Origin of the sequence: Cellulophaga baltica 18, from assembly GCF_000468615.2 — a bacterium.
In the GTDB taxonomy this organism is placed as follows: domain Bacteria; phylum Bacteroidota; class Bacteroidia; order Flavobacteriales; family Flavobacteriaceae; genus Cellulophaga; species Cellulophaga baltica.
In genome coordinates this window covers 3,307,949-3,322,919 of the sequence record NZ_CP009976.1, presented here as the reverse complement: position 1 = coordinate 3,322,919, position 14,971 = coordinate 3,307,949, and the positions used below count along the sequence as shown (strand labels likewise).

Genomic DNA, 14,971 nt, shown 5'->3' with positions numbered 1-14,971 from the left:
TTAAATTCATAATATGAAAAATACAATATCCCTTTCAATCTTATTAGTTTCGATATTCATGACACTATCATGTTCTTCAGATGACAATTCAGAAACACCTGATGCAATAGTTATTGACCTGAAACAATTGGTTAAAACGGAAAAAAAGAATGAAACTTTCAAATCTGATTATTCTTATAACTCTGAAGATATATTAACTAAGTGGACAGGAATTCATCCCAATTTTAGCTACGTGGTTGACTTCGCCTACAATGCTGATGGTAATATCATTCTAGAAACATACGAGCTTACAACAGACGAAACAATTACTACAGAAACAATTTACGAGTATGATTCTAATGGTAATTTAACGCGTTACAATGATATGAATTTAACATATAATGGCGCTACGATAAATGCTACAGGAACAACGAGAGGTTTTGAAGATATAGATATTCAATTAGAGGTTAATGCAGATGGTTTAGTAACGAAATTGTCCGAACCAGATAACTATCAAGTCTTTGAGTATGATACTTCCGGTAATTTAATAGGATTTAACAACTATGACAATAACGATATACTATTAAATACCTTCAGTTTAAGCTACGATCAATCTAATAATCCATTTCTTGGTCAATTGAAGTCTTTATATATTCAACGTTTTATTGCTACTTTCTTTCCTGCTCCTACAAATGGTATTTATATCGGAGGAATTGATGGATATAGATTTCCCTATTTGAAAAATAATATTGTAACAATTTCTGAGAATGAAGAGATAATAGCAACAACAACTTATAACTACAATACAGAAAATAACCCGATGAACGTTAATGAAGAATATTTCGGTGAATCATTTTTATATGATATAGCGTACTATAATTAATCTATATAAGTATTTATAGAACACTCTAATTTACAGTCTTTGACTAACATTTTTTTAAAGCCTACAGCAAGATCATAATTTTCAAAAATTAATGCTTCTGTAATACTGGTACTTAATACCAATTGTCTCAAAAGATATTCTACAACATATTTGTTGTCTGCTGTAAAAAGAACATATTTGCAAGTGTCCACTACGGTACTTTTGATTAGGCGTTAATTTATAGAGGTATTAAAAGATTGTAAATATAGTCTAGTATCTATTAGTAGGTTTATATTCTTTAAGAAACTAGACAAAAAACACGCTTTTTACGAGTAAGTTGTAGAAATCTATGCGGACTAATCCCTAGTTAAAATCAGTACTAAAATGTAAATTGCAAGTATGGCTTCTACTTTTTTCATAAAAAACATGGTGTGTAACCGCTGTATTGCTTCTGTTTTAGACGTATTTACAACAGAAGGTTACGAAGTCTCTACTATTGAATTAGGAAAGGTAGTTGCACAACCCAGCGCACATACTGAACAAAAAAATCTTGACAACAAACTCAGCGCTTTAGGCTTTAAAATTATACAGAACGAAGAAGAGTCACTCCTAGAGCAATTAAAGGTGCGATTAATTCAAAAAATACACAAAGAAAACACAGCACATTTGGCTACAATGGTTGCGAGAGAACTAGGGAAAACAGAAAGTTATTTAAGTAAACTATTCAGTAAATTAGAAGGAATCACCTTAGAAAAATACACCATCAATTTAAAAATTGAAAAAGTAAAAGAATACATACAACTAGGGCAATTAAATTTTTCGGAAATAGCCTATACCTTGAATTATAAGTCAAGTAGTCATCTAGCACGTCAATTTAAAACGGTTACAGGGATGTCTATGAGTACGTATAAAAATCTTGAGCAATGGGATAGAAAAAAACTAGACCAAATTGTATAAATAAGAATCCGAATTATGTAAAGCTTTCTCCGTGCTTCTGTTTAATTTTACATCCTAAAATTGATGTAGATGGAACACACGTATCATATTCACGGAATGACCTGTAACGGTTGTAGAACTCATGTAGAGCAAACACTTTCTAAAGTTAGCGGTGTAACTAAAGCCTCTGTTGATTTAGACAAGGCAGAAGCCACCATTGTGATGGATGCTCATATTCCTATAGAAATTTTTCAAAAAGCCTTAGCGGCAGATGGCGGACATTATAGTATACATATTCCTGGGGAACACCAGCATCCTAAGGAAACAAACACAAAAAAAACAACACAACAAGGTACGGGTACATTTTATTGTCCGATGCATTGTGAAGGAGATAAAACCTATGATGAGCATGGCGACTGCCCTGTTTGTGGAATGGATCTCGTTGAAGAACAGAATTTGAATGTTTCTAATAGTGAACAATGGACATGCCCTATGCACCCAGAAGTTATTAGGGATGAACCAGGAAGTTGTCCTATTTGCGGAATGGATCTTGTTCCTATGCAGCCAGATCTTTCTGCAGAAGAAAAATCATATAAAAAACTCTTGAAAAAATTCTGGTTGGCTTTTGGCTTCACACTTCCCATCTTTATCATTGCGATGAGCGAAATGATTCCGAATAACCCACTGTATGACCTCATGGAGCAAAAATGGTGGAATTGGGTACAATTTATCCTTTCTATACCTGTTGTATTTTATGCAACATGGATGTTCTTTCAAAGAGCTTATAGAAGTATCAAAACATGGAATTTAAATATGTTTACCTTAATTGGTATCGGTGCAGGGGTTGCTTGGCTATTTAGTTTCTTTGGGATGTTATTTCCTGATTTTTTTCCTGAACAATTTAAAACAACATCCGGAGCGGTTCACGTTTACTTTGAAGCGGCGTCCGTGATACTTACCTTAGTTTTAATGGGCCAAGTTTTAGAAGCTAGAGCACACAGCCAGACTAATACCGCTGTAAAAGAACTTTTAAAATTAGCTCCTAACAAAGCAATCTTAGTCGTCAATGGGCAAGATCATGAGGTCTCGATAGATAAAATTACAAAAGGAGATGTTCTACGGGTTAAGCCAGGAGAAAAAATTCCGGTAGATGGCGCCATTACTGAAGGACAAACTACGGTAGATGAATCTATGATTTCGGGAGAGCCAGTTCCTGTAAGCAAAACGATAGCCGATAAAGTAAATAGTGGTACCATTAATGGGAACCAGTCTTTCTTGATGGTTGCAGAAAAAGTGGGGAATGAGACACTATTATCACAAATTGTGAAAATGGTTAATGATGCAAGCCGTAGCCGTGCTCCTATTCAAAATTTGGCCGATAAGGTTTCTGGTTATTTTGTTCCTGTTGTGGTACTCATTTCTATAATCACGTTTGTAGTTTGGGCTATTTGGGGGCCAGAGCCAGCATATGTTTTTGCGCTAGTAAATGCTATAGCGGTGTTAATTATTGCTTGTCCCTGCGCATTAGGCCTAGCAACTCCCATGTCTATCATGGTAGGTGTAGGTACCGGAGCTAAAAATGGTGTTCTAATTAAAAATGCTGAAGCTTTAGAAGTGATGAATACGGTAGATACCCTAATTATAGATAAAACAGGAACTATTACCGAAGGAAAACCAACTGTGGAAAATATTGGCGTTACAAGTGATTTTTCTGAAGATGAGCTATTAAAATATATTGTAAGCCTCAATAGTTTGAGCGAACACCCACTAGCTGCCGCAACTTTGAAATATGGTAAAGAACAGCATATTGAAGCTTTAAAAGTGGACAAATTTAATGCTGTCACGGGTAAAGGCGTAGAGGGCGTAATTGACAACCAAAAAGTAGCCCTAGGAAACGAAAAAATGATGACCTATGCGGGTGTCAACATGCAACAAGAGATTGTAGAAAAAGTGATTTCTTATCAAAAAAAAGGCAAAACAGTATCTTATGTATCTATTGGTACCGTGGTGGTTGGTTTTGTTGTTATAAGAGATAAAATAAAAGCTACAAGCGCCAAAGCCATTAAAGCTTTACAAGATAAAGGTATTGCTGTAATTATGCTTACAGGGGATAATCAGGAAACTGCAGCAGCTGTTGCCAAAGAGTTACATTTAGCAGATTTCAAAGCAGGAATGTTACCTGAAGATAAATTAAATGAGGTAAAAAAACTGCAAGATCAAGGACACATTGTTGCCATGGCTGGAGACGGAATTAACGATGCTCCCGCCCTAGCCCAAAGTAACGTAGGTATTGCGATGGGTACTGGTACTGACGTTGCTATTGAAAGTGCTATGATTACGCTCGTAAAAGGTGACCTTCATGGTATTGTGAAAGCAAGAAGCTTGAGTGAAGCTGTTATGAAAAATATTAAGCAAAATTTATTTTTCGCATTAATCTATAATACCGTAGGTATACCCATTGCTGCAGGCGTATTATTTCCGTTTTTTGGTATGTTATTATCTCCAATGATCGCGGCCTTAGCCATGAGTTTTAGTTCTGTATCGGTTATAGCCAATGCCTTACGATTAAAAAGCGTAAAAATAGACTCCTAATACATAAAAGAAAAATAGCCCAATATAGTGGTTTAGCATATCGTTATTTTGGGCTTTTTATTTGAACTAATTTGGATGAAATTTATGGAGACCATTCTTGCAATGAAGTTAATAGCCCCTTAGCTTTTAACAATTTAACACTTTAAGATGCTATCAGAATGAATTAAAAAACAATTCTTTAGAATTAAAAGAAACTCCTAAAGAACACTATTTTTGGTTAACACAATGAATACATGATATAGGCTAAAATTAAATTCATTGCTGTAGCTAAAAATATGTAGTCCACTTTAAATATGATCCTCATTGATCAGATTACCGAAGTTGATACTCCTAGTGCATAAAAAGGTTGCTCTTTTTTCCCCTTATGTTATAAAACGCATCACAGATTATGCTTTAGAAGAGAGGGAACTTATCAAACCATTCACCATAAGAATTGGTGTTCGTTCGGGTTCTTTGGATTGCACATACCTAGAATTAGTTAGAAGGCAATTTTTTCTATACTATAGTCTTAAAAGCCTTTGCTTCTTTACAATTAGTTGCAGTATTAAGCGGATGCCAACTTTGGCTTACAAACTTTAAAAGTATTCAGAAAATAACAACACACTAATTTAAATAATAACGCATGAATTCAACAGATAAGAAAAAAAGAAATGTGTATACTAAATTTGTTTTGATGCTGATAGCATCATTCATCGCAATGTATATAACAATGTACCTTAACACCTATTCTATAGATCACGTATATTTTAGTTTAACGCGTTTTTACATGAGCTGTTTAGGAATTTCTACAATGGCAATTATCATGTTTATAGCCATGCGATCAATGTACAAAAACAAGCAAAAAAATATAGCTATCATATTAACTAGTCTTTTATTATTTATATCTGCCTTAACTTTAGTGAGAAAACAACAACCTATAGTTGGAGATTTATTATGGTTAAAAGCCATGATACCACATCATTCCATCGCTATTTTAACCAGTGAAAGAGCTCATATAAAAGATCCAGAAGTAAAGAAACTTTCCAAAGAAATAATTGAAGCTCAGAAAAAAGAAATAATAGAAATGAAAGCTATGATAAAACGTTTAGAAGAGAATTAAGCTATTGTAAATCATGTTAACTTAAAATAATGAACAAAATTTCCGAAAAAGAATTAGCAGCTATTGCTGCTGTAAAATTAGTAAAGAATAATATGACCATTGGCTTAGGAACTGGTTCTACAGCAGCTTATATGATTCGTCATTTAGGAGATCGAATTAAGAAAGAAGGATTAACCTTATATGGAGTACCAACTTCTAAGGCCACAGAGAAAATGGCTCAAGAAAATGGCATTGCAATTTTATCTTTGGATGATGTTAAAAAAATAGATTTAACTATTGATGGTGCAGATGAGTTTGACCCCTATTTACAACTTATAAAAGGCGGCGGTGGCGCCCTATTACGAGAAAAAATAATAGCCTCAAATTCTGAATACAATATAATAATTACTGATGCTAGTAAACAAGTAAACCGTTTAGGTAAGTTTAAACTTCCCATAGAAACGATACCATTTGCTACCCAACAAATTGCAGCACAACTACAAAAAAGAGGTCTAGAGCCTGTACTCCGAAAACAAGGTACAGTTGCTTTCACTACAGATGAAAATAACTATATTTTAGATCTAAATATTGAATCTTATTACAATTTAGAACAATTAAATCAAGAATTAATGACTACCCCCGGAATAGTAGAAACTGGCTTTTTTTTAACGACAACTGACTTAGTATTAATGGGAAAGGGCTCTAAAGTATTTACATTCGAGAAAAATAAAATTAAATAACACTACTCCCTAACCTACTACATGCCAAGTATATAACTATTTGTTAATAAGTAACAATCTGCTACCCTAGTCTAAAAACGATGTTCGTCTTATTTTTGCAAACTTTAGATAAGACATGGATAAATTAAAGGTTGGGGATAAAGTTTACAATACAAAACAAGATGGTTTCGATGATTTCATTCGGTATTCATTTTCAGAAGTCGTTAAACTTACAAAGACTTTGGCCATACTAAAGAATGGTACTCGTTTGTACAACGAGCCAAAAATATCCTTTATCACAGAAGATATAGGCTACTCGGTTGCTAGGCAGCGAGGAACACATTGGCACTTGGTCTCTTTACAAGCTATACGCAATGCTCAAATAGAGAATGAAAAAATAGCTGCCTACGATTGGTTTGAACAAAAGAATTTCTCCCTTAGAGAGAAACAATGGATATATTCCAAATTCAAAGAAAATAATCAACAATAAACGATCGCCATCGAGAATCAATATCCATAAGAGGGTTTTTATCGATACATACGGGCTAATAAACTGTAGCTATCTGTATTTCAACATGTTTTAAAGATTTTAAGGGTTTACTTTAATTAATTTCAAGGTAATAATTAAAAACTTAAACCCATGAAAAATCTAAAAACCTACTATGTTATTTCTTTGGTAATTTTCTCCTTGGCTATGCTAGGAGCAGTGCTCAACAGCGCTATTAATTACGATGCTATTGTTCTAAAAATCATAAAATTAGGATACCCTGCTTATTTAGTTCAAGTAATTGGAACTGCCCAAGTAATAGGTATCAGTATTTTAATCTTAAACAGAACTAATTGGATCCGTGAGTGGGCTTATGCAGGCTTCTTTATGAATCTTGTATTTGGAATAATTGCACACTTACTGGCTAAAGATGGGAATGGTGCCACAGCCGTAGCTTGTAGCATATTGCTACTTATTAACTATGTCATGTATAAAAAAATTAAAGAAAAGAAAAAGAATAAAAAAAAACTAAAAAGTAATCAAACTGTATTAAAAAAAGTGAGTTAATAATGTGCTTCATAAATTTAAAAGCCGACAAGTTTATTGTCGGCTTTTATTTTTATAAAAATGTATCAAAACGCTCAAAATGGCAGGTATATCCATTAGGCCTTCTTAATAAATAATCTTGATGTTCTGGTTCTGCTAACCAAAAGGTGGTATATGGTTCTAATGTAGTTACGGCATCTCCTTCCCACCGTCCTGATGCATTTACAATAGCAATAACCTCTTCAGCGATAGCTTTCTCTTCTTCATTTTGAATAAATATCGTTGATCTATAACTAGCACCACGGTCATTTCCTTGCTGATTTACCGTTGTTGGATTATGTATTCTAAAAAAGTAATCTAATATTTCTTTAAATGATGTTTCTGTAGGGTCATAGGTAAGTTCTATTCCTTCTGCGTGGCTTGTATGATTATGGTAGGTAGGATTTTCATTTTCCCCTCCAATATAACCAACCTCCGTATCTTTTATGCCCGGGCGTACTCTAAACAAATCTTCCATTCCCCAAAAACATCCACCGGCGATATATGCTTTTTTTAATGCACTCATAAATTTTATCTTCTATGTTTTGTATAAATTATTTTTTAACTTCTCTATTTTGGGCGCTATGATCCTACGACAATAAGCAGCCTCCTTATTTTTATTAAAATAGTCTTGATGGTATTCTTCTGCTTTAAAAAAATCAGATAATTCAGATAATTCTGTCCGGACATTTTTAGCCAACTCAATATCTGTTTCTTGTATTACGTCTAACGCAATTTCTTGTTGTTCTTTAGAATGATACAGGACTATAGAACGATATTGTGAGCCATAATCGCCTTTCAAATAGGTATCTAAGGTAGGATTATGATTATTCATAAATAACCTAAGAACATCGCTATACGTTATACGTGTTGCATCAAAATTTACTTGAATTACTTCGGCGTGACCAGTTTTACCAGAGCACACTTCTCTATACGTAGGTATTCCGGGACAATTACCTCCAGCATATCCCGATACGACTTCCATAATATCAGGTATCGCTTTAAAAACGGCCTCTAAACACCAAAAGCAACCACCACCAAATGTAGCTGTTTCTATTTTTGACATGACGCTTTAGTCTTAATTGGCAACATTGGTATCTAATACCATAGATTCTGAATTTACGCAATAGCGTAAACCGCTTGGTTCAGGGCCATCAGGAAAAATGTGTCCCAAATGTGAATCGCATGTATTACATAATACTTCAACCCGAACCATTCCAAAAGTTGTATCTTTTATATACTTAATGGCATTCTCCTTAATAGGTTGTGTAAAACTAGGCCAACCAGTTCCAGATTCAAATTTAATGGTAGAATCAAAAAGAGGTGTATCACATCCAGCACAATTATATTGCCCCGCCTCATAGCTAGTACAAAGCGCTCCCGTATGTGGTGCTTCTGTTCCCTTTTTACGCATAACTCTATATTGTTCTGGAGTTAATTGTGCTTTCCATTCTTCTTCAGACTTTTCTACCCGCTTATCTGGCTCAGGGTTTCCCTTAGTAGCAAACGAGATAATATCTTTCCATGTTAACATAACAATTTTCCTTTTTTAACTAATTCAATTTTTTGCCTAAATATACTTTAAAAGCTTTAGGCACAAGAACTTTAAAACTAGAAAAATTAGTCGGAAAAGAAAGCCAAAACATACAAGTTTATAAACACTATAAAATTAAAAGAATTATTACTTCACTATTCTATGCAGTGTAACCAATGTTACTGACCAGCCCTAAGACAAAAAGTAAATTTGCAATAACAAATCATAGATTGATGAAAAAACATACCTATATAAGTTTCTTTTTATTCCTTACCGGTTTATTGGTTAGTGCTCAAGAAATTGTGCCCATTAAAAAATCTGTAGTATTGTCAAAAGTCGCAGCGCATAACACAAGTATTAAGATTTCTACAGAAGAATTTAATGCTGCTAGAGCAGATTACAGACAAACAAATGCAGTATTTCTGCCTAATATTACAGCAAGTCATACAGGAATAGCAACTACCAATCCGTTAATGGCTTTTGGTTCTAAATTAAATCAGGAAATTTTAACTCAGAATGATTTTGATCCTGTCTCCTTAAATGATCCTTCTCAAATAGAAAATTACGCTACAAAATTTGAGATTCAGCAACCTTTATTCAATTTAGACGGTCTATTTCAACGTAAAGCTGCCAAATCTAAAATGGATGCAATGTCTTTAAAAACACAGCGTACTCAAGAGTATTTAGTGTTTGAAGTAGACAAAGCATACATGCAATTACAATTAGCTTACAAAGCAGTTCTGGTTTTAGAGAAGGCCTCAGAGGCAGCAATTGCTAATAAAAAATTAGCTGACGATAGTTTTAAACAAGGCTACCTGCAACGTGCAGATGTTTTAAATGTAGAAGTACGTGTTACTGAAGTTCAAAATCAATTACAAAACGCAAAAAGTAACGTACAAAACGCATCAAATTATCTATCTTTTTTAATGAATGATGAACGCTATGTACTGTACACTCCAGCTGATGAGCTAAGCCTTATAACTGAAGCGGAGAAGAATGAAAAAATCTCTGATCAACGTGCTGATATCAAAGCAATGCAATTGGCAACCAATGCTTATGAAGCGATGAATAAAGCAGACAAAATGGCATTTTTACCCCGTTTAAATGCGTTTGCAAATTATCAAATGTATGATGATCAAATTTTTCAAGGCGATGCCAATGGATACCTATTTGGAGCAGAATTAAGTTGGGATATTTTTCAAGGATCCAAACGTTTTGGAAAAGCTCAAAAAAGTAAGGCCGAATTTGAAAAATCGAAGCTAGAATACAAACAATATATATCACAAAGCAATTTAGAATTAAGCAAAGCAAAACGTGCATTTATAGATGCTGACAATAAGTTAAAATTAACAACTTTGGCTTTACAACAATCTGAAGAGGCTTTGAGAATTAAAACCAACAGATTCAAGGAAGGCTTAGAAAAAACGTCCGATTTACTATTAGCCGAAACACAATATGCACAAAAACAATTAGAATATTACCAAACTATTTTTGAGTACAATTACACACAGGCCTACATACAATTTTTAACTAAAGAATAATTTTTAAGATGAAAAACATATATACAATTCTAACACTTTCTGTAATGCTATTAATAGTGAGTTGTGGTGGTGAAGACAAAAAAACAATTGTCGATAATTCACCTGCAATTAATGTAGAAGTGAGTCAAGTTGCAACAAATGCGAATAGTCCTTTTTTATCTGCAAGCGGAAAAATCCAAGCCACTAATAGTGCAGATTTAAGCACTAGAATGATGGGATACGTTAATAAAGTACATGTAAATGTTGGAGATAAAGTGCGTAAAGGGCAATTATTAATTTCTATTAGTAATAGCGATTTGCAAGCCAAAAGAGCACAAGTAAATGCAGGAATTACAGAAGCAAATGCTGCTTTTAATAATGCTCAAAAAGATTACAACCGTTTTAAAAATTTATTTGCAGAAAATAGTGCTTCACAAAAAGAGATGGATGATATGACTGCAAATTACGAAATGGCAAAGGCACGTTTAGAAGCTGCCAATCAAATGAAAAACGAAATCAACGCACAGTTTGCTTACAGCAATATTACGGCACCTTTTAGCGGAACAGTCACTAGTAAGAATGTAGAAGCCGGTAACATGGCAAATCCCGGAGTATCATTAATAAGTATAGAAACCCCTGGGAATTTTGAAGTGATGGCTATGGTTCCTGAATCTGAAATTTCTGATATTAAAAAAGGAGCGGCTGTTGCTGTTTTGGTTAAATCGATTAATAAAACCATAAAAGGAAAAGTTACAGAAGTAAGTACATCTGCCAAGAATACAGGCGGACAATACTTAGTAAAAATAGCTTTAGACAATACGGATGCTCACATTTTATCAGGAATGTTTACCACAGTACAATTTTCTGTGGAAAGAAAAGCAACATCATCCATGGTTTTACTACCAACTGATGCTATTGTAACAAACGGACAATTATCTGGAGTCTATACCGTAAGCCAAAGCAATACAGCATTATTACGTTGGTTGCGTTTAGGTAGAACTTTTGGAGATCAAGTGGAAGTATTATCTGGTTTAAATGCAGATGAAGCATACATTATTTCCGCTGAAGGCAAGTTGTTTAACGGAGCCAAAATTACAATTCAATAACTAATATGTTGCGTTAAGGATAGCAGTGGAAATCCTTTTTACGTCAGTTCGAGTGAATTTGCCTAAGCAAATTTGTAACGAGAACAAGTAAAAAGATTGCAACGAATAGCCTGTTAAAACGCCCAAAATATAAAACAAAATGAAAGAAGGAATCGCAGGTAAAATTGCCAAAGTCTTTATGCAATCAAAGCTTACAGTGCTTTTGATGATTGTATTTATGGTGGTTGGTGTATATAGTTCGTTTTTAATTCCGCGTGAAGAAGAACCGCAAATTGATGTGCCTATGGCAGATATTTTTGTAGGGTATCCCGGAGCCAGTCCTACGGAAGTGGAGTCGCGTGTGATCAAGCCTTTAGAGCAATTAATTTCGAATATTAAAGGGGTAGAATACGTGTATTCTACGTCGATGAAAGAGCAAGGAATGGTCATCGTACAGTTTTATGTTGGCGAAGATATTGAGCGTAGTTTCGTGAAATTATACAACGAAATTAACAAGCACATGGACCAAATGCCAGCTGGTGTAACGTTTCCGTTAGTAAAAACACGTGCAATTGACGATGTGCCCATGTTAGGATTAACGTTGTGGAGTGAAAATTATGACGATTACCAGTTAAACCAGATGGGGCAAGAATTGGAAGCTGAAATTAAGAAAGTAAATGATGTAGCCGTTACACATAAAATTGGCGGCAGAAACCGTCAATTACGAGTGGTTTTAGATAAAGAAAAATTAGCCGCAAGTGGTTTGGATTTCTTGTCGGTTTCGGAAATGATTAAAGCCAATAACAGCCAATTAAGTGCTGGGAGTTTTGATAAGAATGACACCGAGTTTTTAGTAAATACAGGTGCTTTTTTAGCTTCGGTTACTGATGTAGAAAATTTGGTAGTTGGTGTACAACAAAACCAACCTATTTATTTAAAGCAAGTCGCTAAAATTATTGATGGCCCAGAAGTACCACAAAACTATGTGAGTTTAGGTTACGGAAAAGGAAGTATAAAATCGGCTGATTATAAGTCGGAATATCCTGCAGTAACTATTTCGGTTGCAAAGCGAAAAGGTGCAGATGCTATGAAAATTGCTGATGTGATTATTGATAAAGTAGACCATTTACGGAGTACTTTAATTCCGGATGATGTACATGTAGAAATCACAAGAAATTATGGTGAAACAGCGTCGCATAAAGTATCAGAATTACTGTGGCACCTTATTGGGTCTATCTTTGCAGTAACACTTGTAGTAATGCTAGCCATGGGATGGCGTGGAGGATTGGTCGTGTTTTTATCGGTGCCAATTACGTTTGCCTTAACCTTGTTGAGCTATTATATGATGGATTACACGCTAAACCGAATTACCTTATTCGCTTTAGTATTTGTAACAGGAATTGTGGTGGATGACTCCATTATTATTGCCGAAAATATGCACCGACATTTTAAGATGAAGCGCTTACCATTTAAAGACGCAGCTTTATATGCGATTAATGAAGTTGGGAATCCAACTATTTTAGCAACATTTACAGTTATAGCCTCAGTTTTACCTATGGCTTTTGTGTCTGGATTAATGGGGCCTTATATGGCGCCCATGCCAATTGGAGCATCTATTGCTATGATCTTATCCTTATTTGTAGCCTTAACCATTACACCTTATTTAGGCTATATTTTCTTAAGAGAAAAAGATAAAAAAGGCGCAGAAGAGAAACCAGAAAAAGCAGTGGAAGACACACTTATTTATAAGGTTTACAACAAGTTTGAACGTCCTTTATTAGAAAGTAAGAGCAAACGTTGGTTGTTTCTAGGATTAACCTTTATGGTTTTAATGGCAACAATGGTCTTATTTTTTACAAAATCGGTTGCTGTAAAAATGTTACCATTTGATAACAAAAATGAGTTTCAGGTGGTTATTGATATGCCCGAAGGTACTACATTGGAACGCACAGGAGTTGTAGCACAAGAAGTGTCGCAATATTTATCGACACGACCAGAAGTAGTTAATTATCAAAATTACGTGGGTACCTCTGCACCCATTACGTTTAACGGTTTGGTACGTCATTACGATTTACGTGGTGGAAGTAATATGGCAGATATACAGGTGAATTTAATTGATAAAGGCGAACGTGCTATTCAAAGTCATGGTATTGCTACATTAATGCGTCCAGATATTCAGAAAATTGCAGCAAAGTATAACGCTAATATTAAATTGGTAGAAGTACCTCCAGGACCTCCAGTATTGTCAACTATTGTTGCAGAAGTGTATGGACCTGATTATAACGAGCAAATTAAAATTGCCAATGGCGTTCAAGAGATCTTAAAAAAGACCGATGATGTAGTAGATATTGATTGGATGGTGGAAGCCGATCAAACTGAATATAAATTTGATATTAACAAAGAAAAAGCCATGTTGTATGGCGTAGCACCACAACAAATTGCGTACACCATGAATATGGCATTGTCAAACAGAGCCATTACTAATTTATATGATGAAGATGCTGTTAACCAAGTTGGGTTGATATTGTCTTTAGATGAAAAAGAGAAATCTACTATTACTGATATTTCGCAATTAAAAATAAAATCCAAACAAGGAACTATGGTACCAATTGCAGATTTGGTAACTATTACGGAAACGATAGCAGCAAAAAGTATTTATCGTAAAAACCAAAAGCGTGTGGTTTACGTGATGGCCGATATGGCTGGGGAATTAGAAAGTCCGGCGTATGCTATTCTTGGAATGGAAGAAAAGTTAAAAGAGATTCCGTTACCCAAAGGCTACGAATTAAACGAAATGTATTTAGGTCAGCCAGATTTTGAAGATAATTATACGGTAAAATGGGATGGTGAATGGCAAATTACTTTAGAGGTATTTAGAGATTTAGGTATTGCCTTTTTAGGAGCTATTATCTTAATATACATTTTGATTGTAGGATGGTTCCAAAATTTTAAAGCACCAATTGTCATGATGGTTGCGATACCATTATCATTAATAGGAATTATACTAGGACACTGGATTATGGGAGCATTTTTTACGGCAACGTCGTTTATTGGTATGATTGCTTTAGCTGGAATTATGGTTAGGAACTCCGTATTATTGATTGACTTTATCAATCTAAGAACGGCAGAAGGTGTGCCGCTAAAACAAGCCTGTATTGAAGCGGGAGCAGTACGTACAACCCCAATTTTATTAACGGCAGGAACGGTGGTTATTGGAGCATTCGTAATCTTATTTGACCCAATTTTTCAAGGATTAGCTATCTCTTTAATGGGCGGAACTATTGTGTCTACAGTATTAACCTTGTTGGTTGTACCCTTGGTGTATTATATGATAGAAAAGAAGAATTATAAATAATTAAAAAGAATCAAAATGTTAAATACATATTTTAGAGTTATTGTAGGTGTTATGGTATTATTAAGTGTTGTACTTACTGTCTATGTGAGTCAAAATTGGATTTGGTTTACTGTATTTATTGGCGTAAACTTAATACAGTCTGCCTTCACCAAATGGTGTCTTTTAGAAACCATTTTAAAGAAGTTGGGGATAAAAAATAATGGAAGTTCTTGTGCTTCTTGCTAGGCGAACCTCCTGAA

15 protein-coding genes are annotated in these 14,971 nt (G+C 34.5%); 11 read left to right on the top strand and 4 right to left on the bottom strand.

The annotated features are described in order from the left end of the window. Window positions 1-13: 13 nt before the first annotated feature. On the top strand, window positions 14-862 hold the full coding sequence (locus tag M666_RS14215; protein ID WP_151198066.1) for a hypothetical protein: 849 nt from the start codon (window positions 14-16) through the stop codon (window positions 860-862). Here the strand turns inward: M666_RS14215 and M666_RS14210 are convergent. After that, the gene (locus M666_RS14210; RefSeq protein WP_024480683.1) at window positions 859-1,053 is read right to left on the bottom strand and encodes a hypothetical protein; all 195 of its coding nucleotides are present in this window, start codon (window positions 1,051-1,053) and stop codon (window positions 859-861) included. The two genes, M666_RS14215 and M666_RS14210, sit on opposite strands and share 4 nt — an antisense overlap. A gap of 187 nt (window positions 1,054-1,240) precedes the next feature. On the opposite strand from M666_RS14210, the gene M666_RS14205 reads away from it, so the two are divergent. The 6 genes from M666_RS14205 (at window position 1,241) to M666_RS14180 (ending at window position 7,220) form a co-directional block, all read left to right on the top strand. Next, on the top strand, window positions 1,241-1,798 hold the full coding sequence (locus M666_RS14205) for a helix-turn-helix domain-containing protein (RefSeq protein WP_029446383.1): 558 nt from the start codon (window positions 1,241-1,243) through the stop codon (window positions 1,796-1,798). Between the two features lie 69 nt (window positions 1,799-1,867). Beyond that, window positions 1,868-4,369, top strand: a complete 2,502-nt coding sequence (locus tag M666_RS14200; RefSeq protein ID WP_029446382.1) for a heavy metal translocating P-type ATPase — start codon at window positions 1,868-1,870, stop codon at window positions 4,367-4,369. 622 nt (window positions 4,370-4,991) lie between these two features. Further along, entirely contained in the window at window positions 4,992-5,468 is a 477-nt protein-coding gene (locus M666_RS14195) for a DUF305 domain-containing protein (protein ID WP_029446381.1), read from the top strand. Window positions 5,469-5,497: 29 nt separating this feature from the next. Further along, entirely contained in the window at window positions 5,498-6,187 is a 690-nt protein-coding gene (rpiA, locus tag M666_RS14190; RefSeq protein ID WP_029446380.1) for a ribose-5-phosphate isomerase RpiA, read from the top strand. Between the two features lie 115 nt (window positions 6,188-6,302). Then, the gene (locus M666_RS14185) at window positions 6,303-6,656 is read left to right on the top strand and encodes a hypothetical protein (protein ID WP_024480678.1); all 354 of its coding nucleotides are present in this window, start codon (window positions 6,303-6,305) and stop codon (window positions 6,654-6,656) included. Window positions 6,657-6,806: 150 nt separating this feature from the next. After that, complete coding sequence (locus M666_RS14180; protein ID WP_029446379.1) at window positions 6,807-7,220, top strand: DoxX family protein; 414 nt, start codon at window positions 6,807-6,809, stop codon at window positions 7,218-7,220. 52 nt (window positions 7,221-7,272) lie between these two features. Here the strand turns inward: M666_RS14180 and msrA (M666_RS14175) are convergent, their stop codons facing one another. The 3 genes from msrA (M666_RS14175) to msrB are packed head-to-tail and all read right to left on the bottom strand — an operon-like array spanning window position 7,273 to window position 8,772. Next, a complete protein-coding gene (gene msrA, locus M666_RS14175; RefSeq protein ID WP_029664991.1) occupies window positions 7,273-7,764 on the bottom strand; it encodes a peptide-methionine (S)-S-oxide reductase MsrA in 492 nt (163 codons plus the stop codon). Between the two features lie 12 nt (window positions 7,765-7,776). Then, entirely contained in the window at window positions 7,777-8,304 is a 528-nt protein-coding gene (msrA, locus tag M666_RS14170) for a peptide-methionine (S)-S-oxide reductase MsrA (protein WP_039325835.1), read from the bottom strand. Between the two features lie 12 nt (window positions 8,305-8,316). Further along, entirely contained in the window at window positions 8,317-8,772 is a 456-nt protein-coding gene (msrB, locus tag M666_RS14165; protein ID WP_029446378.1) for a peptide-methionine (R)-S-oxide reductase MsrB, read from the bottom strand. Between the two features lie 233 nt (window positions 8,773-9,005). On the opposite strand from msrB, the gene M666_RS14160 reads away from it, so the two are divergent. The 4 genes from M666_RS14160 to M666_RS14145 all read left to right on the top strand — a co-directional run bounded on the left by M666_RS14160 (window position 9,006) and on the right by M666_RS14145 (window position 14,957). After that, window positions 9,006-10,313: a TolC family protein gene (locus tag M666_RS14160; RefSeq protein WP_029446377.1), complete on the top strand. Its 1,308-nt coding sequence runs from the start codon at window positions 9,006-9,008 to the stop codon at window positions 10,311-10,313. 8 nt (window positions 10,314-10,321) lie between these two features. Then, window positions 10,322-11,398 (top strand): efflux RND transporter periplasmic adaptor subunit, encoded by a 1,077-nt coding sequence (locus M666_RS14155; protein WP_029446376.1) that lies wholly within the window; start codon window positions 10,322-10,324, stop codon window positions 11,396-11,398. Between the two features lie 139 nt (window positions 11,399-11,537). Continuing rightward, entirely contained in the window at window positions 11,538-14,732 is a 3,195-nt protein-coding gene (locus M666_RS14150; protein ID WP_029446375.1) for an efflux RND transporter permease subunit, read from the top strand. Between the two features lie 15 nt (window positions 14,733-14,747). Beyond that, window positions 14,748-14,957: a YgaP family membrane protein gene (locus M666_RS14145; RefSeq protein ID WP_029446374.1), complete on the top strand. Its 210-nt coding sequence runs from the start codon at window positions 14,748-14,750 to the stop codon at window positions 14,955-14,957. Window positions 14,958-14,971 lie beyond the last annotated feature (14 nt).

Coding starts and splice junctions, on each gene's coding strand:
- M666_RS14150 (WP_029446375.1), top strand. CDS start 11,538: ATGAAAGAAGGAATCGCAGGTAAAATTGCCAAAGTCTTTATGCAATCA.
- M666_RS14215 (WP_151198066.1), top strand. CDS start 14: ATGAAAAATACAATATCCCTTTCAATCTTATTAGTTTCGATATTCATG.
- msrB (WP_029446378.1), bottom strand. CDS start 8,772: ATGTTAACATGGAAAGATATTATCTCGTTTGCTACTAAGGGAAACCCT.
- M666_RS14195 (WP_029446381.1), top strand. CDS start 4,992: ATGAATTCAACAGATAAGAAAAAAAGAAATGTGTATACTAAATTTGTT.
- msrA (WP_039325835.1), bottom strand. CDS start 8,304: ATGTCAAAAATAGAAACAGCTACATTTGGTGGTGGTTGCTTTTGGTGT.
- M666_RS14155 (WP_029446376.1), top strand. CDS start 10,322: ATGAAAAACATATATACAATTCTAACACTTTCTGTAATGCTATTAATA.
- msrA (WP_029664991.1), bottom strand. CDS start 7,764: ATGAGTGCATTAAAAAAAGCATATATCGCCGGTGGATGTTTTTGGGGA.
- M666_RS14160 (WP_029446377.1), top strand. CDS start 9,006: ATGAAAAAACATACCTATATAAGTTTCTTTTTATTCCTTACCGGTTTA.
- M666_RS14185 (WP_024480678.1), top strand. CDS start 6,303: ATGGATAAATTAAAGGTTGGGGATAAAGTTTACAATACAAAACAAGAT.
- M666_RS14145 (WP_029446374.1), top strand. CDS start 14,748: ATGTTAAATACATATTTTAGAGTTATTGTAGGTGTTATGGTATTATTA.
- M666_RS14205 (WP_029446383.1), top strand. CDS start 1,241: ATGGCTTCTACTTTTTTCATAAAAAACATGGTGTGTAACCGCTGTATT.
- rpiA (WP_029446380.1), top strand. CDS start 5,498: ATGAACAAAATTTCCGAAAAAGAATTAGCAGCTATTGCTGCTGTAAAA.
- M666_RS14200 (WP_029446382.1), top strand. CDS start 1,868: ATGGAACACACGTATCATATTCACGGAATGACCTGTAACGGTTGTAGA.
- M666_RS14180 (WP_029446379.1), top strand. CDS start 6,807: ATGAAAAATCTAAAAACCTACTATGTTATTTCTTTGGTAATTTTCTCC.